This window comes from Siminovitchia sp. FSL H7-0308, assembly GCF_037980985.1.
Taxonomy (GTDB): domain Bacteria; phylum Bacillota; class Bacilli; order Bacillales; family Bacillaceae_C; genus Siminovitchia; species Siminovitchia thermophila.
On the sequence record NZ_CP150282.1, the window covers coordinates 3,312,480 to 3,332,671 of the forward strand.

Consider the following 20,192-nt stretch of genomic DNA (forward strand, 5'->3'; position numbering starts at 1 on the left):
AGGGAAAACACATATGAAAGACATGATCCATTCGCTATGGCTATGATGAGGAACAAAATCCAAATCAATTAGAAAATAGGGTATTGTATGTATGGAGAAATAACGTGGAGCGTATTAGTGGCTTACATATGGATAAATTGTTTCCTGTTAAATCCCGTGGAGTTTTTCATCCCATAGACCATAATTCGACCGCGACAGGGAAAAGTAAGAGAAAACTTGAAACAAATAAGAAACAAAATGGAAACAGCGTTGAAAAGCTTCATTCATTTTTTCACGAAATAGAAGTCTCAAGTAATAAGTTAGTCATAAGCACTCTCATGATTGGATATTACCAAGCACTTTTATTCACGGCAAGCCAATTATTTACTGCGCTTGCCATCGAACGATCACCGACCATAATGGTTCGCTTAAAAGCAATGTCGTATAACAAGAAGCCATACCAAAGGTTGACCTCGTTCCCCCATGCATTTCACATATTCTTCATTCATAAAAAATTGGAAAGGGTATAAATAAACTCTTTATCCACTGTTAAATCCAAGTGATCATAAACACCGCCCTATACCCCATGTAAACCTTTAATATAATGAATTCTTTTTTGCAAGGATGGATGAGTTTCCTTCCATTCTTTCCTTTTCGGCGTCCATTCGCCTTCCTCTTCTTCGCTGATATCATGAAGTTTCACCAATGTTCGAATATATAGTTCCGCATCCCCCAATTGTCTCACGGCATATTCATCAGCCTGATGTTCGAACAGTTTACTGATTTTATTCGGGAGCCATTTCATAAGCATTACGACCCCAACCATGCTGATCGAAAGCAAGAAAGTATAATATCCCCATCCATATCCCAACATGATTTTTCTCGCGAAAAACATCAGCGAACTAATTGCGACCATTGCACAAGTAGTGGTCGCAAAGATTAATCGGCCATGTTTCAGCTTAATATGGCCAATTTCATGAAATAAGATAGCTTGTAACTCAGCCAATGTAAAGTTTTTCATTAATCCTTCGGTCATATAAATGTTAATGCCTTTTTTGGAAGCAAACGGAACAGTATACACCCAGGCATTTGTCTCGTCCCGGGATTCCTTTTTCTTAAAAAGATTGACGTTCGTTCCGCACGCTTGCTCTACCGCTTTTTTCAAAGAAGCAAACGGCTCTTGAAGCCCAATGTTTTCATAGTTTCCGATAAAACGGTGCCCAGCAGTATAAACGATCATGATCATGAAGGTAACCGACAAATACCAAGCGATAAACAAATACCATTTTTCAGTAATATTTACATATACCGATAAAGGAATGGAAAAAAGTGCGAAGAAATAGGCAATACCGCCGCCCATCAGCAGCGAAATGCCAATGGTCTCCCTCCTTGTCCAATAAAGAAAGCCTGTCTCTTCCATTTCCGGCAGGGAAACCTCATCCTCTTCACTGTTCAACGTGTATTGATATATAGCAGCCGTCAACGCAATCGCCAGAAACGCCGGCAGGAAAATACACAAAACAATGCTCCAAATATAAGAGCCGGTTAACAGCAACCCATACCCCATCGTAAAGTGATAGTTTAATAACAAAGGCAAAAGACCGGCCAATATAAATGGGAAAAACAGTGTAAAAAGAGGGCGCCAGGAAAAAACATGATTAAACGCCAACGCCAGCATACTTGGCAATAAAAATGAGCCGAAATAGATCAAAAGGGTGAGAGCTAGACCAAACTCAGATCTTAATTGAATAGAAATTGATGTCTCGCTTTCAGCAGGGCTTATTGTATATTCATTAAAAAAGAAGCTCCGTTCATTGGATTGAATGCTTGTCTTATTACTAATATCGACATCAATCCCCCTTCTCGTCATTACCTTCATTTCTTGTCCTGCTGGCAACGACACATTTTCCGGATGTATTTGCTTCAATTGATAATCTTCGCTTCCTATGCGAAAAGCAAGCGGACGTCCTTCGTGGCTTTGTGTATCCCTTTGCATTTCCAGAAAATAATGTCCGTGGTAAATGGAATATCCGGTTAAAAGCTTGGGGACTTTCGCTTCACTGGAATCAAACAGTATAAGCGGTGATGACATTGGTGAACGGACGACCAATTCAATCAACATAACCGCAGCTGTCAAAAACGCCGCGACAAGTAAACATATAAATGCTGTTCTTTTCATGGCGATACTCTCCTTAAGCGATCGTCAAACTTGGAAAATGTTTATTTGTGCGGGAAAAAGATGGGACGACTTTGTGATATAAATCGGAAACCTGTTTCGTGCCATACATGCGATCGTCGGAACATTACTGTTATACACCATTGTAAACGTTCTTTATGGAAAAACAAATTTTCACTCAATCTAACATGACGTGCTCATCTGGCCCATAAAATCGTTCCCGGTCTATTGAACAATGGTGATACCCATAAAGGGGAGAGGGTTTCCGAAAAACAGCGGGCCTCATGAAACTTAAAACAGGAGGGGCCATCAGTCGATTTATCCGACCTTTAGCACCCCCTCTCCTTTTTAAAAACCGTTGTGATGGCAATATTGTTGAGTATAGTCTGTTAAAGTGTATTCTTATGGGCAAGTCTCCATGATGGGACTGACCTCCTATTAACTGATTTTAAACGATGCCGCTGACTGATTGAGCTCTTCCGCCAAGTCAGCAAGCGCCGTAGCAGTCGAGGCCGTTTCTTCACTGCTTGCTGTTGCTTCTTCGGTGGCGGCCGAAATGCTTTCTATAAACCGGAGCACTTCCGCGGATTGGGCAGCCTGTTCTTCACTTGCTCCGGCAATTTCCGTTACTTTTTGTCCGGTGTCGTTAACCATGTGAATGATGTGATCAAAAGCTTCTCCTGTTTTTTCTGTAAAAGCGACTCCATCCTCAACCGCTTGAACGCTTTGCACAGTATTTTTCTGCATGTTTTTAATAATATCTGCGATTTCCTTGGTAGCTTTACTGCTTCTTTCGGCAAGATTGCGAACTTCATCGGCAACAACCGCAAATCCGCGTCCCTGTTCTCCAGCACGCGCGGCTTCTATGGCGGCATTTAAAGCGAGAAGGTTGGTTTGATCAGCTATATCATTGATGACTTCCACAATTTCTCCTATCTTATTTGAATCTTCTTCCAAGCGGGACATCTGGCTGCTGATCACATTCATCCCTTCTACCGAAGAATGGACGACTTGCCCTCCTTCTTGGGCAATCTTGTTCGTTTCGTTTGATAGCTCAGCCGCGCGTTCTGTATTTAAAGCCACAGATTGAATCGCGTCTGACAGTTCCTTAAACAATTCATTCATAGTCTGAGCCGCATTTGCCTGATTAGTGCTGGTACCCGCAATCTCTTCAGTACTGGCAGATAATTGTTCCGCGGAGGCCGATACATTTTCGGAGGCCTTTAATATGTGTTGGATCGTTGTTCTTAGATTGCTCACCATCTTATTCACTGATTGTGACAAGACGCCGATTTCATCCCTTGTTTTTATATCAACGGTTTCCGTTAAATCCCCGCTAGCCACCTTTTCAACCAAACCGACTACCTTGTTCAACGGACCTGAGATCGTGCGTGCTATGAACAGGCCAAGTCCAATACTCAACAAAAATGTAAAAACACTAGAGACAATGGTTACCGTTTTTGTAAAAGAGTACATCTCTTGCGAGTGTTTATACTGTTCCAATGCTACATCAGCATCCATGTCTGCCATTTGATCAAGAATATCCACTAAGGCCCTTTGTGAATCAGCCAAATCCCCATTTACAAACTGATTATAATCTTCTTTTCTGTCAATAATGGCGTAAATAGAGTCATCATAAGCAGTTTTATATTCTTCATATGCTTGATCAAATTTCGTCAATAATGCCTCCTGTTCCTTCGTTAAAGAGGACTGGCCGTACAATTGTATATTTTGTTCTATTTTCTCCCTAAGTCCGTTCACATCTTTCATTAATTCATCACTGGAATCCGTAATCGTTACATCACGCCACTTCACCCTTAATTCCTGAAAAAGAAATCTCGCTTCAGATAAGTACTCCGCGGGCGCCAATCTCTCTTTATACATGTCATCAACATTTTTTTCTATCTCCCCCATATTTGCCAACCCTAATAAATTTATACCAATTTGAAAAACAGCCAGGATCACAAACACAGATATCAACTTGACAGAGGTTTTTAAATGATAGAACCAGCTAAATAATTTCATTGCCCTACACCTTTCTCACATGGATTATTTTTAATATTCAAATATCTATACCGAAAACACCTATTGTTCTTTCCAGCCCATACCGCCTTTCCTGATAAAAGATTTTCAAAACCAAGCTTAATGATGGGACTTTAGAACTACAAAAATAGGAAAAAAATCATGAATATTGATGTAGTTTATTAAAAAATACTACAACACCTGACAAAATTCAACATATTATGGTTATTTTTTCCTAAATCTTTACAAAAGATCCCAATTTCTTATGTTCATAAAAACAACCTCACTCCGTATGCCGGAAGCAACCTGCACATCATAAAAAAACAGGAAAAAGAAGCATGATCTTTTTCCTGCAAACATTGCATTTTTCACTCATATACAGTTCCTTTTATCGTGTAAAATCGGCTTAAACATTACCTTTTATCATTTAAAACGGGTTTTAATTCATCCTCCACAGTATCTTCCGTCATCTCCACATGAGAGCGGTAAGCCGCCCGGATAATCAAGTGTCCCGACACGGGGGCGGTAATAAAAACGAACAAAATTCCAAGTATTAGGCGGACACTTATAAAATGGTCCGTCAACCAAATGTATATAAAGGCTCCCGTAAGAGATAGCAACACACCCAAAGTCGCGCTTTTTGTGGCAGCGTGGGAACGGGTATATACATCAGGAAAGCGGATAATCCCCAATGCACTAATGACACTTATTATGCTGCCTATTAAAATAAGCAATACAACCAAAAACTCACCGATTTCGCTTGCGTTCAATGATAACACCCCTCTCAACATATTTAGAGAGGGCGATCGTACTGATAAAAGCAAGAATACCCAAAATCAAAATGACTTCAAGAAACGCTTTTGTCTCCAGCAAAATCGAAATGATGGCAACGGCCGAAATGAGATTTACCACAATCATATCCATGGCAACGACCCTATCAGGGAGGGAAGGCCCGCTGATAATGCGATAAAGCGCGATCGCAATGGCAACAGAAAAGAGAACAAGCGCAGCAGTAAGCATGATTTTAATCATTAACGGGTTACCTCCATAATTGCTTTTTCAAATTTTCCAAGCGAGCGCAATAATGATGCTTTATAACGTTCAATATCCAGGGCATGTATATAGAACACATTTCCTTCGGGTGATATTTCCATCACGACGGATCCCGGGGTCAGCGTTAATAACAGGGCAAGCGTTGTCACTTCCCAATCGCTCTGCAGCTCCGTTTTATATGAAAAAATGCCTGGTTTAATATCCACCTTTCTGCTCACAATATGTTTCATAACCAAAAAAGCGGATAAAAATAGCTCCCAATTAAAAATAAAAATCAGTTTTACTACATAATAAAAACGTTGAAGGTAAAACTGCTGTCCAAAAAAACGATGCATAAGAAAAATAATGACGATACCAGTCAAAAAACCAGTAAGGAAAGTGGAAAACCTTAGCTCATCCTCATCATTTAAGACCATCCAAAGAAAGGCGATAAACAAATTCAAAATAAATTGGGCAGGCATGATTCCACCTCCTTTTGGGTTCATTCTTATTGATTTTGATATAATACAGCTTCAATATATTTTTCGGGATTCATAAGTATGGATGCCGCATCTTGTACATAGGGGACCAACCACTCTGCCCCAAAGCCAAAACCGATCGTGGCGGCAGCAAACAGTATACTTGGATATATCCAGCCTTTTTTGAGCGGCTTCTCCTCTTCTTCACCAATAATCGTTTCTCCCCAAAACGACTGCAGAAAGATACGAAGCAAAGAATAAAGAACAAATATACTCGATAACAAGGATAAAGCAAGCAGAATATAAGATTCCCCTTCGATTGCACCTTGACTGATCAATACTTTCCCGATAAAACCACTAAGCGGCGGGATGCCGGCCAATGAAAGCATAACGATAAAAAACAACCATCCCAACACAGGATAATTACGAATGAGCCCGCTCATTTCATTCATCTTACTTGTTCCAGTCAAGGTGATCATCGTTCCCGCCAACAAGAACAGCATTGCCTTCGTAATCATATCGTGAACAAGGTAAAAAATGGAACCTTCCACGGCTGCCGGTGTAGCTACCGCCAGTCCGACTAAAATAAAACCCGCACCGATAATAACATTGTAGGAAATAATATAACGAATGTCTTTATACGCAATCGCACCAATACTTCCTCCGACCAACGTCATTGCAGCCATGATTCCAATGATCGTATGGGTAATATGCGGTTCATGATAAAAGAGCAGAGAAAACACGCGAAACATGGAATAAATGCCCACTTTTGTCAATAAAGCGCCGAATAAAGCCGCAACAGCAGTCGGCGGCGCACTGTAAGAACCGGGAAGCCAGAAATAAAGCAACAGCGCCGATTTTAAGGAAAAAACAATCAAAAACAAAATACCAATTACCGTTAAAATCGGAGTCTGTCCGGCTTCTGCAATCCGCTGGGACAACTGGGCCAAGTTCAACGTCCCAAGCGTTCCATATAAATAAGCGATTGCCACAAGGAAAAGCCAAGAGGACAATACGTTAATCGCTACATACTTGACCGACTCCCTCAGTTGTCTATTGGATCCCCCCAGGGAAATAAGGATATAAGATGCCAAAAGCATTACTTCAAAACAAACAAATAGATTAAATAAATCCCCCGTTAAAAAAGAACCGTTGACACCCGCCACCATAAAGTGGACAAATGGATAAAAAAACATTTTTTCAAATGATTCTCCTATGGAATAAAAGGAAAACAAAAGACAAATGGTGGTAACAATGCTTGTCGTCAAGACAAGAAGCATCGAAAAGGAATCAGCCACAAAGACAATTCCAAATGACGGCTTCCATCCTCCAAAATGTAGAGACAATATCCCATTGGTCTGTATAAGGTGTAAAATGTACAGGCTAATCCCCGCTGTAAGAAGCATCGTCCCGAAACTGATCCAGCGCTGGGTTCGGATAAACTTGCGAAAAAACACAAGTAATATACCCGTTAAAATCGGAAGAACCATCGGTAATACGAGAATATTATTCATGTTCAGAACCTCTTAATGAATCGGAATGATCTAATCTGGCGCTTTGATAAGTACGATAAGCCAGAACAAGGAATACCGCCGTTACAGCAAAACTGATCACAATAGCCGTTAAAATAAGCGCTTGGGGAAGTGCATCGGCATAGACTTCCGCCTTTTCTCCCAGCAACGGAACACTGCCTTTTTTCAATCCCCCCATGGCCATCAAAAGCAGATGAACGGCATGCGACAGGACCGCCGATCCCAAAATCACCCGCAACAGATTCTTGGAAAGAATGAAATATGTGGCCACTGAAACGAGGACTCCCGCCAAAATAATCGTTAACGTTTCCATATAGTTAAACATCCTCACTTATGCTCAAAATAATCGTTACAACGACACCGACCACCGTCAATGCGACACCTGCTTCAAAAAGCGTAATGGTCGCCAGCCCGATTTTGCCATAGTAAGGAATGCCGATATAAGCAAACGCCTGACTCAAAAAAGGTTTGCCAAATAATAAAGAACCAGCGCCTTCAGAGACGGCGATCAATACTCCCAATGCAGCTACAAGCTTAAAATCAAAGGGAATACCTTTTTGTATTGTTTCTATATCGTGTGCCAGCAACAGCAAAATAAATGCTGAAGCGAGTACAAGGCCGCCAATGAATCCTCCCCCTGGCGTGTGGTGTCCCGAAAAAAACAAATAGACAGCAAAAGTTAAAATAATGAATACGACAATTTTAGTAACGGTCTTGAGGATGACATTATTGATCTCCAATATTCTCTCCCCCTCTGCCGGCCTTTAGCTTCGTCAAAGAGTAAACGCCAATCCCGGCAATGAAAAGGACCACTACTTCAAGCATTGTATCAAATGCCCGAAAATCGCCGATAATCGCGTTCACGATATTTTTGCCCCCGGCTAGTTCATAGGCTTTTTCATAATAGCCGGAAATCGTTTGAAACAATCTTTCACTCTGAACGGACAAAGCCACCATAATAAAGATGGCGCCGACGGAAATGGAAATAATCACATTGAACAGCTTTGTTCCAGCCGGTCTCTTTTCTTTTTCCCATGCCGGCAAGAAATAGAAGCAAACCAAGAATAATGCCGTTGTAACAGTCTCAACAGCGATTTGCGTCAGAGCCAAATCCGGCGCGCGGAAAATAACAAATAAAAGGGCTATGCCGTATCCGAGAACACCATTCAGCAGAACAGCCGTCACCCTGTATTTGGCTAAAGGAAGGGCTAAACCAGCTGCCATCATAACAAAAACGATCAGCCATTCATATGAACGGATTTCCGCATTACCGGATGTGTCAAAAGAAAATGCTCCTGTCATCAATAAGGCGCCGCCGATCATCACGATAAAAAAGAGATAAATATACGTTACATAATGCCAGAGTTTTCCTGTCATATAAGAACCGGTGACGCGTATAGAAGCACTTTCCGCCCATTCCAGCGTTTTGTTGTAAAGCGCATCGAAAGACAAGGCTGACGGAAGCAGATACAATAGGCCTTTCCAACTTGACAGATACTTATAAAGCACAATTCCCAACACAACGACACCAAATGTCATGAATAATTCGGCATTAAAACCGTGCCAAATCGTAATAGGTTTCATGAGGCCCGATATTTCTGGAATTGTTGGAAAAATTTCCGCCAAAGCCGGCCGCAGCAAGTAATCTCCAACAATATTCGGAAAAAAGAATATCCCCAAAATGCAAATGGACAAAATAAGGGGAGAGACTAACATGCCAAACGGAGCTTCGCGAACAGGAAATTCTTCATTCTCCAAACGAGAACGACCAAAAAATGTTTGAAACACAATAATCATACTGTAAATAAAAGTAAAAATACTTGCGATCCAGGCAATCACGGGAACCAGCCCGCTCCATTCAGATAATGAAAAAAGCTGGAGGTTTCTTGCATCCAAAACAGCTGTAAAGAACATCTCTTTACTCAGAAAGCCGTTAAAAGGCGGCAGTCCGGCCATAGAAAAGGCGCCAATCAAAGCAACGGTAAAAGAAATCGGCATAATGGACATGAGCCCTCCAAGCTTGCGAATATCCCGCGTTCCCACTTCATGGTCAATAATGCCCACCACCATAAAAAGCGCTCCCTTAAAAGTGGAATGATTGATCAGATGAAACAAAGCGGCAAAAATGGCTTGGGCATATATGGCCGTTTCGGTACTCGAACCCATGCGCAAGGCTGCGGCCCCAATCCCGAACAAACTCATAATCAAACCCAATTGACTCACAGTGGAATACGCGAGCAATGCCTTCAAATCTGTTTGGCGGACAGCCGTAATCGATCCCCACAACAAAGTTGCCAGTCCAACCCCGGTAATCAGCAAGGTCCAAATCTCCTCCACACCAAATACGGGAGTAAAGCGGGCCACTAAATAGATCCCCGCTTTGACCATGGTCGCAGAATGCAAATAGGCGCTGACAGGCGTCGGAGCCTCCATGGCATCCGGAAGCCAGATATGAAAAGGAAACTGGGCCGATTTTGTGAACGCTCCAATCAGCAACAATATCAGAGCCGGTATAAACAATTCATGATTCACATCAATTGTTTTGATCAGTTCCCGAATACTCATTGTGCCAGCCATCATGTACATCATGATAAAGCTCACCAACATGGCCAATCCGCCGCTTACTGTGATCAGCATCGCCTTTTGCGCCCCATATCGCGATCTCTTTCTATGGAACCAAAAAGCAATCAGCAGAAAAGAAGAAATGCTCGTCAGTTCCCAAAACACATAAAATACAAGCAAGTTGTCGGTAAAGACAACTCCAAGCATACTCCCCATAAACATCAGTACATACATATAAAAATGCAGTAAAGATTCCTCTGAGGATAAGTAGTAAATAGAATAGAGGATTACAAGACCGCCTATACCTGTAATTAACAGCCCAAATATCAAGCCAAGTCCATCGAGGTATGTAGTAAAATCAATGGAAAGTGAAGGAATCCAATAAAACGTGTGGTAATAAGTGCTTCCGCCTGCTATGGAAGGAATGTAACTTCCAAGAACAATAAACAAAACTGCCGGTACAAAAAGAACGATCCAGCCGATCTGAAAGGATATTCTTTTGTATAAAAAGGGAAGGATCATGGCAGCCAAAAAAGGAATAAGAATGATCGTATTTGCAGTGAACAAAATCATGCCTCCCATTCAACATAAAATTTCAGTGGCAGCTCATTAAATAATGATTATCTCCCGTCTGGTAAACAAAAATACGAACAGGCATAAGATATTCAAAGCAGCGAAAAACAAATCTGGGAAGCCCTTCATCGGTACTTGACTCTTTGGTTGGCTCGCGAGATAATGGGAAACCATAGGATCTCTTTATTATATATATCAGTTAGAGAGGTGTTGAGCCTATGCTGGTTAAGCAGGAGATTTTATTTTGGACCCGTTGCGATGAAGAGGACAGGCATAAATCACCGTCGGGTATTTGATGAATTTTCCTTCACTATTATACACGAAACCGGGTATTTCCGCACAGAAGATGCTGTTTTCTCTATCGTCCAGACGGTTTCTTTGAAAATGGCCACTCACATATTTGGGTGAATATTGAATTTACCCGAACGATCATTTATAATAGAGGAGTTTTATATCGTGAGTATTGGCCAGTTACAAATGAAATGTATCATCTACTTTCGAGGTGAAATGTGTCATGAAAAAAATAAAGGGACGGATGGATGAGAGTATTCTCGTCTGTGTGTATTACGGCCCAAATGGAGAGCGGTTAATTAAACGCGGTTCTAAAATTGCCAATATGCTGGATTGCCCTTTTTATATATTAACAGTGGACCCACTCCCATTTGATGAATTCGATGCGGAAAAGTCCGCCTACGTCGACAGATGGAAAGAACTGGCTGATGAATTGGGGGCAGAGAATTTTATTCTCAGAGATAATGAAAAGCGACCAACCGCCAAAGTGATTGCCGAAGTTGCCCACCGTCACAATATTACTCAAATTGTGATCGGCCAAACCGCGCAAAACAGGTGGGAAGAAATCACACGTGGTTCGTTCGTCAACGTCCTTTTAAGAGCCATCTCTTTTGTAGATATTCATATCGTATCCATCGACAGAACGGTCCATACCGAAGAAAATATGACCTTCGAACCCGGGGTTCGCTGCTATTTACTTGAAGACGGAGATGGCTACCGTGTCAGTTTCGCCTATCAAAAAGACGTCTGTTACGATGGCATCTTTTTTAAGGATATAGGGACAGACTTTAATAACGGGATATTTAAATATGTATACAATGGAACAACATACCAAGTCCGGGTACATGACGATAAAATCATCGATCCGATTAAAACACCGAAAAATGTAAAATGTCATGATGCCGCAAAAACAGAAAAAGAGTAGTAAAAATTCAAAACTTGGCGAGTGTGCAGGCGAACTCGCACCCGTTCGCTATGGCAAATGGACTTTTCGCCAATGTGTTCGCTCAAAAAACAGGAAAGGCCGGCAACCTTGAAAGCAGGCCTTTCCTTTCTTATGTTTTACATCTTTCAAACGTTACACACCACACATTATTTCAAAAGCCGCAAGCTGTTTAATATAACGAGAATCGTGCTTCCTTCATGTCCAATGACACCCAACGGCAAATCGACCAACTGTGTAAAGTTCGATAAAATCAGTACAACAATAACCCCGATGGAAAAGAATATATTTTGCTTGATGATCCGATTCATTCGTTTCGAAAGGCGTATCGCTTCCGGGATGCGCAACAGATCATTTTTCATGAGAACCATATCTGCTGTTTCCAAGGCCACGTCAGTCCCGTCTCCGACGGAAATCCCCACGTTGGCTGTCGCAAGTGCAGGCGCATCATTAATTCCATCCCCGACCATCGCAACAGTCCCGTACTTTTTCTTTAATTCCTTCAAATAAGTAGCCTTTTGTTCCGGCAGGCAATCTGCTATATAGTCGTCGACATGACTCTCTTTGGAAATAACTTGAGCTGTTTTAACATGGTCCCCGGTAAGCATCACCGTATACAGCCCCATTCTTTTCAACCGATCAATCGCATCCATCGATTCTTTTCTCACCATATCTTTTAAAGCAATGATTGCCGCCAACTCATCTTCCTTCTGAACAAAAACAATCGTTTTTCCCTCGTCTGCCAATTTTTCTGCTTCGTCCAATAAGAACTGATCAGCCCTAGTCGTATCAACAAAACTTTTCTTGCCAATCTTCCAAGCCTCATTGTCGATGGACGCTTTGATTCCAAAACCGGCCACATTTTCCAATGATTCAGGTTCCATGAACGATTCGGATAAATGCTTCTCGGCATACTGTAAGATGGCGTTGGCGAGAGGATGATTGGCATGCCTTTCAATTGATGCCACTGCAAGCAGAACAGGTTCTTTGTCCAAACCTTCCCGAACAACGAAATTGGCCACTTCGGGCTTTCCTTTCGTTAATGTGCCCGTTTTGTCAAAAGCAACCGCCTTAATATGGCTTAATTGTTCAAGATGGACGCCTCCTTTAAATAAAATGCCTTTCCTTGCGCCATTTGAAATAGCCGATAATGTGGCAGGCATTATAGAGGCGACAAGCGCACATGGCGAAGCGACAACGAGCAAAATCATGGCCCTGTAAAAAGTCTCTGTCCAGCTCCAGCCCACAAGGTAATGGGGCAGAAACATCATAAGGACAACGGCGGCCAAAACGAACTTTACATACCTTCCTTCAAATCGCTCAATAAAAAGCTGTGATGGCGATTTTTCACTTTTGGCAGACTGAACAAGCTCGATAATCTTTTGAAATAGTGATTCCTCATTCGGCTTTGTAATCCGTACTGTAATCGATCCATTCACATTCATTGTCCCCGCAAACACTTCATCGCCCAATCCTTTGGAAGCGGGCATGGATTCACCAGTGATGGCCGATTCATCCATTGTTGTGCTGCCTTTCATAATTTCCCCGTCGGATGGAACCCTTTCCCCCGGTTTAATAAGTATCATGTCGCCAACCACAAGCTCGGAAACATGCACCCTTTCCGTACCGGATGGAGTGATCCGCCATGCCTCTTCAGGTTGAATTTCCATTAACGCCGATATTTCTTTATGGCTTTTATTCATCGTATAAGTTTCCAAGGCGCCGCTCATGGCAAAAATAAAGATCAATATGGCGCCCTCCATCCAAAATCCGATAATAGCAGACCCGATCGCCGCCATGATCATCAACATCTCTACATTAAGCTCTTTGTTCTGAATCGTGCTTTCAATGCCTTCCTTTGCTTTAAAATACCCGCCAATCACAAACGCGAGGATAAAAAAAGCAATGGAAGTTGTTTGATAACCATTTATATCAATTAGCCAGCCGAGAAAGATCAACACGCCACTAAAAATAGCCGCAATCAGTTCAATATGTGTTTTCATTTTCCCCCAAACTTTATTACTTTTTACGATTGAATGATCTTTTACATATTGTGTTGATAAATTCATTTGCTCGCCCTCCCTTTTTATCTAAAACTCGCCCAAGCTATTTATAATTATTATTATATAAATATATTACTAAATTCGCTCCCTCCAGTCAAGTGTAATTGAGAATTTATTATTCTAATTGAGAATGATTATTACTGATAAAGATTATCATTACTATTTATAACAGACATTTATCTTTTCCGAAAATGATAATTATTATCAAATTATTTTAATTATCATCTGTTGTAAAAATGGCTTGCTCCCTCCCACTCCATACAGAGAGGCGGACTTTTAACCTTAACGAAATGAAGTTTCAATATTTTCCCGCTAAAACAGATCAGCGCAGACCCTCATTCCATTTGTTCATATCTTCCTTTTTAGATTGAATAACATCCGTTTTATTTAACGTCATGACAAATAGGTATACAGTGCCGCAGGCTACACCTGTTCCTTCTTCCATATGACCTGGAGGAGAAAAGGTTCCTAAAAAAAATGGTTTGAAATGTAAATAATGTGATGAGGTGTTGTAAATCGTAATCATTGCGATTTACAAAAGGGAGAAGTTGGCTGAATAAAATAAAAAAATATTTGAGAGCAAGATAAGCCATTTGGGGGGACCGTATGTTACATAATAGGGAAGGATGACGCCATCGCTGTCATTGAGTGGATTGGATATCGCTACCGAGCTTACCTCATCAACCGATGATCAGGGGCCTGTTTTTTTCGTGATCTCTGTCCTTTCAGTTGGATTAGCGCTTATACCGTTCCAGAAGATTCAGTGGAAAAGCTTGTGAACTGCCAAGTGGCAGTTTTTGTTGGAGATCGTATGGCAGAAATAGCGATGATTGGCTATGGAAAAAATTAGCAAATGTCTATTAATATCTGTTCATTGCTCCCTGATGAAATGAGGTCATCGCATAGCCCCTTCCCTGCCTTTATGAACATATATGAATCTATCCTTTAAATTGTAATGATGACGACTGTAATCATTTTAAAGAAAAGAATTGGAACGATGAAAAATACGTCTATGCTTTTTACTAAGTAAGATGAAACCCAACAATTGGAATAAAATTTGATTAAAAGATCTTATTCAATCCTTATTTAACGGCAAATAAAAAAACCTCCATTTTGAAAAAGGATGGATCAAAATAGAGGTTTTTATTTTAGCTAAGTATGAGACCATTTCCTAATAGTAGCGCGCTACAATTGCGCCCCATTGCGGAAGACTGTGGTCAAACAGCGCAACAAACCTAAGAGAATAGTCCTTCGTATAACTACTCCCTTAGGTTAAATAGATGATGTGATTAATTTGCGGCTTCTGATTTCCCCGGAAAAATCTTTTCAAACAATGAAATTAGAGAAACACTAACACCGACAACAAGCAACCCAGTTATTAACGATGATGTATTCATCCCATAATGAGCGAATGCTGATGTTATGATATAACTGACAACGAAACCGAGTAGCAAAAAAGACAGAGAAATACCTATTTTCTTCTCCATAAACTTCACCTCCTTCTCCATAAACTTCACCTCCTTCTCCATAAAATTTACCTCCATTTATATACGTTTATAAATAAAACAAAGTTTCAAACAATACATTTAGATATGTCTTTCGGTCGTTCATTCCTCTATACACTATGTACAAAATGGTCCTTTTGTGGAATAAAAAAGGCTTAGACACAAGCAAATAAGAAATAGAAAAAACTGAACCATTCATTTATAATTGTTCGGTTTATTTGTGTTAAAAAATCCCTATCATCGCTACGTCAAAATATTTCGCTTTCCGCGGCCACGGCTTCAGCTTCCTCGGAAAGCAAAGCTCGCTTTCCTGCGGGATCTTCAGCTCGAGCTATTCCCGCAGGAGTCTACATATTTTGACTACGCTAAAAGCTTGCCTATTATACACTAGGACAATTTATCCCGCATGTAAGGTGCCGTAAGACTCCCACTTTCAAAATCTTGAGTGAATACACAAGGTCCAGGTGGGAGATAACGGCACCTAAATGCCCGATTAGTTCAACTAACATTCAGTAGGAGATGGAAGAAAACTCCTGCTGAATGAAGTTTCACTTTATCCCGCATGTAAGGTGCCGTAAGACTCCCACTTTCAAAATCTTGAGTGAATACACAAGGTCCAGGTGGGAGATAACGGCACCTAAATGCCCGATTGGTTCAACTAACATTCAGTAGGAGATGGAAGAAAACTCCTGCTGAATGAAGTTTCACTTTATCCCGCATGTAAGGTGCCGTAAGACTCCCACTTTCAAAATCTTGAGTGAATACACAAGGTCCAGGTGGGAGATAACGGCACCTAAATGCCCGATTGGTTCAACTAACAATTCAGTAGAAGCCCTACTGAATGAAGTTTCACTTTATCCCGCATGTAAGGTGCCGTAAGATGGAATGTCAACACTAAACTGTACAAAAAATGAAAGGTGCATTAACTTGTATTCATTTGGTGTAAGATAGTTTAACGATCCTGTATACGAAAATTGTTGAACCAATGTACAAAATCAAAAAGTTCAAATTCAAGTGATTGTTGGCTAGGAAAAACTCTTCCACTAACAAACTCTGTTTTGATGATCTTAAATGTCGCCTCAGCGACCGCATTGTCGTACGGAGTTCCTTTTTCACTCAATGACCGTTTGATAGATACCAAACATGTCTAATGCTTGATCAATCAGGCTGTTTTTAAACTCACTTCCACGGTCAGTGTGAAACAATTTAAGCCGATTTAAGTTGTATTTTTATGACCTTATAATATTTGTCTAATTAAGTGTAGACTATCCAAACTTCTCACATTTATTATCAAAAAAAGTAGCAACCAGTAATAGATAAATGGGACACGGCGAAAACAAAACGTGCTCTCAAAATGGGACGTCGACGGAAACGGAAACGTGGACCACCGAAACTATCTATGAATAATGGCATAAAAAAATTCCCTCTTTATGGAAAGATATTATAGGTTATGCCACAAAGTTAGGGGAATCGTCAAAAGGTAAAGTTAATAGAAGCACAAGGGATCGTTTACTTTTAGAAAAGTTTCTTTCATTTTTGGTGCCACGACCAGGAGTTTGCTAAATCTTGTCGAATAATGAATAGGATTACTCTGTCCTCCTCAATTGATTTCTTCATTCACACGCCCCTCGAAACCCTTACAAAAAGCATCTTTTATAACCAACAAACAATTCTCCACCATAATGATCAAGTGTAGATTGAATGAATGAAATTAGTTCAGTTTTATCATTTGTACTCATGTATGTTTTTGTATATTTAGCTAGTTTATCGCACATGTCTTTATCATATGATTTAAGGCTCCTGGCAACCCACTTGCCTTCACCAACCCAATGGCCATCTGCCCTTAGAATCAGTTCAGTTAACGTATTTATTAACTTATTTAAAATAAATAAACTTTCTTCGAAGTCTTCTGAACTTCTAAAGTCTGACAAAAAATCTGTCATTTGATACCTGGCTTTATTTATTTGCTCCTCATCCCAAAGTTGTGGACCCTGTTCATAAAGTATTTTTGCCTCTTTTTGGAGTTCCTTTCCCTTCCCTTGTTTATCTTCTATAAGTAGACCTTCGGCACACATTTTAATGATGGTGGGCATTCCTATATATCTAGCTGTTTGAAATTCAACCTCTAGAGAAAAAGCCGTAAAAATAAATGCTTCTATTTTCCATCCAAGAAAGTGATAACATTCAATTCTTGGTGTTTCTGTTTCATCCATAATAATTAAGTCAATATCAGATTCTGTTGTTAAATTTCCATAAACAGCACTTCCACCTATCAAGACTATATCCGATTCAGGAAAGTGGGAAACGATAAACTGTTGAGCTATTCGCTTGATCGAGTCTCTCATATGAAACACCTCCCATATCAGGATATTCATGTAGATGATTAGTGTTCTAGAACGCAAGAGATATTGTCATATGATAAGGCTGAAATTTTTCTACGTAAGATCCCATAGTCAGAAGAAGTCAATTAACAAGGTTCTCTATAGGCATTCAAGCATTTAAACAGAGGATTTTTAGCCATGGGAGGGGATCCAACCTCTCAGGAGTGCACCACCGTCAGAATGGTTATCTACCATTAGGTCACCTCCATGTCGCCTAATGATTTTTTGTGAAATAGTCAATCCTAATCCCACGCCTCCGGTTGAACGATTTCTCGATGCTTCCCCACGATATAGTGGTTCAAATACTCGTTGGAGGTCCTTCGAGGAGAAACCCTCCCCTGTATCCCGAACAGTAAAAATCACTTTGTTACCATCCTTAAAGCATTGGATAAAAACTTTACCGTAGCATGGTGTATGCCTGACCGCATTATCCAATAAATTGTTCATGGCTCTCTCCAGCAAGTGCGAATCGCCCATGATTGCGCAATCCTCCCCAAAATGATTCACGATAATCGAGATGTGCTTTTTCCGAGCTAAAGGTTTCAGGCTGTCAATCGACTTCTGTAGCACAAGTGGAAGATCAATCGTGTTTTCTTTCAGTTTCACATCTAAATATTCTGTCTTTGTAAATGTAAAAAGCTCCTCTACAAGTCGGTCCAATTGTGCCGACTTTTCTTTACAAACCGCCAAATATTTTGCCATTTTATCCGGCGAATCGGCAATGCCTTTCTCCAGGCCGTCCAAATAACCCCGTAAGGCGAATAACGGTGTCCGTAAATCATGGGCAACAGCAGAAATCACAAACCGCCGTTCATCTTCTAATTCCACTTGTTTTTGAAAAGATTCATTTAGACCATCTACCATCACTTTAAATCCGTCATGAACCTCAGCGATTTCTGTGATCCTAGATGAAGGTAACTGGACATCCAAATCGCCTTCTGCAATCTGCCGAGCACATTGGCTCGTTTTCTCCAGAGGTATGAGAATATATTTCCGAATGGCATATCCGACAATAAAAAAAGCCGATATTAGACCAACGAATGCCGCAATCATTTGTGTTACTTTTGAATTTGCTTGATACATAGCAACCCGTCCAAGTACTTGACCATCCTGAATGATCGAAAAATGTTCTGCCCGCATAAAGGAGGGCTCCCGTTCGGAATTCGTTCGGAAAATCTCCTGATTAGAGTCGGATAGAATCGATACATCCATATTCATTTTCTCTAATTGTCTGCTCAATTGTTCTTGCCAAGCGGGGTCTGTCCACTTATCGGTGTTTGTCTCGATCAAGTGAATTGTTGCTTCCAAATTCTCTTTTTGAGAATCATCCATTCCTAACCTGACAGTTTTCGTTTCCATAAAATGCGCGGCTACATAGAATAACCATGGCAGAGTGAGGATGAGCAATAAGCTGAGTATTGTAAACTTACGAATGCGAATTGTTTTCATTTTATTCACCTTTGAAACGATAGCCGATGCCCCATACATTGACTATGAATTGTGGATCATTCGGATCGGCTTCAATTTTCTCACGAAGTCGGCTTAGATGGACGCGAATGGTATGTTTGTCGCCAATTCCACTCCAAAATTTTTCAAGTAATTGGTCATATGAAAAAACATATTTTGGATGTTCGGCAAACAATAGTAGTAAATCATACTCTTTCGGTGTGAGTGAGATGGGTCGCCCTCCTACAAATACTTCTCTTGTGGACAAATCCAGCGTAAGACGTCCATATTCCAAGACCCTCCTCTTCAATTCTTGGTGAGAACTGGAGCGTCGTAATACAGCCTTCACTCTGGCAACAATCTCACCCGGTGATGCGGTTTTAACTATATAATCATCTCCTCCAAGTGCCAGACCGCGAATCTTATCTACATCATCGCTGCGAGCACTCAAGAAAAGGATAGGTACGTTGCTTTCCGAACGAATCTGTCGACATAACTCGAAACCATTCATTCCTGGCATCATGATGTCAAGTATGATGCAATGAATTGTACCTTGTTTCAGCACTGCCAGTGCCTGAATAGCATCATATGAAGTTTCCACATGAAAACCGTCATTCTCTAAGAAGTCCCTCAATAGTTCCGCAATGCTTTTGTCATCGTCCACGACTAGAATCGTCTGTAATTCCTTCATGCAAATCCCACCTTTCCTTCCATGACTCTCCCGGGATAATAACCTATCAATCAAATTTCATATTTAGTCTATCATTTTTTCCATAAGGAACAAGGAAAGTTATAGGTTTGATAATGGATTGTGATTGTTTTGTGACTTTTTTGCACCATCGTTTGTGATACTTAAAGGTTATTATTTCATTGTGAACGATCGGCGAATATCCACTATAAACTGAGTGCAATGTTTCGCCCACTCTTTAACTACTTGAAAGGAGGATTTTCAAATGGGTTTCGGAAATGACAGTTTCGCATTCTTTCCATTCGGTGCATTGTTTTGCCTTGTCCTTTTCTGTTTTGCTGCGGTTCGAGTATTTGAAATTCGATACCGTTATCGTGCTTCCAAACAAGGAGACCGAAACATCACCTCGATTCTTCAAAGCCGGTTAGCCAAGGGAGAACTTGACGAGGCGGAATATCAAAGGTTGAAAGATCTTCTTACAAAATAAAAAAACCTCAAGCGTCACAGAATCTCAAATTAA

At 40.7% G+C, this 20,192-nt stretch carries 16 protein-coding genes and 1 pseudogene; 2 read left to right on the forward strand and 15 right to left on the reverse strand.

Features of this window, described 5'->3' with window-relative positions:
• Positions 1–556: 556 nt before the first annotated feature.
• The 9 genes from MHB50_RS15610 to MHB50_RS15650 all read right to left on the reverse strand — a co-directional run bounded on the left by MHB50_RS15610 (position 557) and on the right by MHB50_RS15650 (position 10,304).
• Positions 557–2,158 carry a M48 family metalloprotease gene (locus tag MHB50_RS15610; RefSeq protein ID WP_340084158.1) on the reverse strand — a complete coding sequence of 534 codons (1,602 nt, stop codon included), beginning with the start codon at positions 2,156–2,158 and terminating at the stop codon, positions 557–559.
• Positions 2,159–2,593: 435 nt separating this feature from the next.
• Positions 2,594–4,180, reverse strand: a complete 1,587-nt coding sequence (locus tag MHB50_RS15615) for a methyl-accepting chemotaxis protein (RefSeq protein WP_339164676.1) — start codon at positions 4,178–4,180, stop codon at positions 2,594–2,596.
• 410 nt (positions 4,181–4,590) lie between these two features.
• Positions 4,591–4,947, reverse strand: coding sequence for a Na+/H+ antiporter subunit G (locus MHB50_RS15620; RefSeq protein ID WP_077113611.1), 357 nt, complete (start codon positions 4,945–4,947; stop codon positions 4,591–4,593).
• Complete coding sequence (locus tag MHB50_RS15625) at positions 4,925–5,209, reverse strand: Na(+)/H(+) antiporter subunit F1 (protein ID WP_077113612.1); 285 nt, start codon at positions 5,207–5,209, stop codon at positions 4,925–4,927. The genes MHB50_RS15620 and MHB50_RS15625 overlap by 23 nt, the downstream gene beginning before the upstream one ends.
• Entirely contained in the window at positions 5,209–5,691 is a 483-nt protein-coding gene (locus tag MHB50_RS15630) for a Na+/H+ antiporter subunit E (RefSeq protein WP_340084160.1), read from the reverse strand. Before MHB50_RS15630 ends, MHB50_RS15625 begins: the two co-directional genes overlap by 1 nt.
• A 26-nt stretch (positions 5,692–5,717) precedes the next feature.
• Positions 5,718–7,202 (reverse strand): Na+/H+ antiporter subunit D, encoded by a 1,485-nt coding sequence (locus MHB50_RS15635; protein ID WP_340084161.1) that lies wholly within the window; start codon positions 7,200–7,202, stop codon positions 5,718–5,720.
• A complete protein-coding gene (locus tag MHB50_RS15640) occupies positions 7,195–7,533 on the reverse strand; it encodes a Na(+)/H(+) antiporter subunit C (RefSeq protein WP_077113615.1) in 339 nt (112 codons plus the stop codon). Before MHB50_RS15640 ends, MHB50_RS15635 begins: the two co-directional genes overlap by 8 nt.
• A 4-nt stretch (positions 7,534–7,537) precedes the next feature.
• A complete protein-coding gene (locus tag MHB50_RS15645) occupies positions 7,538–7,960 on the reverse strand; it encodes a Na(+)/H(+) antiporter subunit B (RefSeq protein WP_340084162.1) in 423 nt (140 codons plus the stop codon).
• Positions 7,947–10,304, reverse strand: coding sequence for a Na+/H+ antiporter subunit A (locus MHB50_RS15650; protein ID WP_340085354.1), 2,358 nt, complete (start codon positions 10,302–10,304; stop codon positions 7,947–7,949). Before MHB50_RS15650 ends, MHB50_RS15645 begins: the two co-directional genes overlap by 14 nt.
• A 565-nt stretch (positions 10,305–10,869) precedes the next feature.
• Here MHB50_RS15650 and MHB50_RS15655 point away from each other — a divergent pair.
• Positions 10,870–11,571 carry a histidine kinase gene (locus MHB50_RS15655; protein WP_340084164.1) on the forward strand — a complete coding sequence of 234 codons (702 nt, stop codon included), beginning with the start codon at positions 10,870–10,872 and terminating at the stop codon, positions 11,569–11,571.
• Between the two features lie 167 nt (positions 11,572–11,738).
• On the opposite strand, the gene MHB50_RS15660 is transcribed toward MHB50_RS15655, so the two are convergent.
• The 6 genes and pseudogenes from MHB50_RS15660 to MHB50_RS15685 form a co-directional block, all read right to left on the reverse strand.
• Positions 11,739–13,658, reverse strand: coding sequence for a heavy metal translocating P-type ATPase (locus MHB50_RS15660; RefSeq protein WP_339164682.1), 1,920 nt, complete (start codon positions 13,656–13,658; stop codon positions 11,739–11,741).
• A gap of 1,283 nt (positions 13,659–14,941) precedes the next feature.
• Positions 14,942–15,139: a hypothetical protein gene (locus MHB50_RS15665; RefSeq protein ID WP_339164683.1), complete on the reverse strand. Its 198-nt coding sequence runs from the start codon at positions 15,137–15,139 to the stop codon at positions 14,942–14,944.
• 872 nt (positions 15,140–16,011) lie between these two features.
• Positions 16,012–16,395: pseudogene (locus tag MHB50_RS15670) on the reverse strand (IS3 family transposase); the annotation flags it as partial.
• Positions 16,396–16,794: 399 nt separating this feature from the next.
• Positions 16,795–17,502: a nucleotidyltransferase domain-containing protein gene (locus tag MHB50_RS15675; protein ID WP_340084165.1), complete on the reverse strand. Its 708-nt coding sequence runs from the start codon at positions 17,500–17,502 to the stop codon at positions 16,795–16,797.
• Between the two features lie 168 nt (positions 17,503–17,670).
• The gene (locus MHB50_RS15680) at positions 17,671–18,987 is read right to left on the reverse strand and encodes a HAMP domain-containing sensor histidine kinase (protein WP_340084166.1); all 1,317 of its coding nucleotides are present in this window, start codon (positions 18,985–18,987) and stop codon (positions 17,671–17,673) included.
• 1 nt (position 18,988) lies between these two features.
• Positions 18,989–19,675, reverse strand: a complete 687-nt coding sequence (locus tag MHB50_RS15685; RefSeq protein ID WP_077111300.1) for a response regulator transcription factor — start codon at positions 19,673–19,675, stop codon at positions 18,989–18,991.
• A 262-nt stretch (positions 19,676–19,937) separates the two neighbouring features.
• Between MHB50_RS15685 and MHB50_RS15690 the strand changes: the two genes are divergently transcribed.
• Positions 19,938–20,159: a hypothetical protein gene (locus MHB50_RS15690; protein WP_077111298.1), complete on the forward strand. Its 222-nt coding sequence runs from the start codon at positions 19,938–19,940 to the stop codon at positions 20,157–20,159.
• Positions 20,160–20,192: the final 33 nt, after the last annotated feature.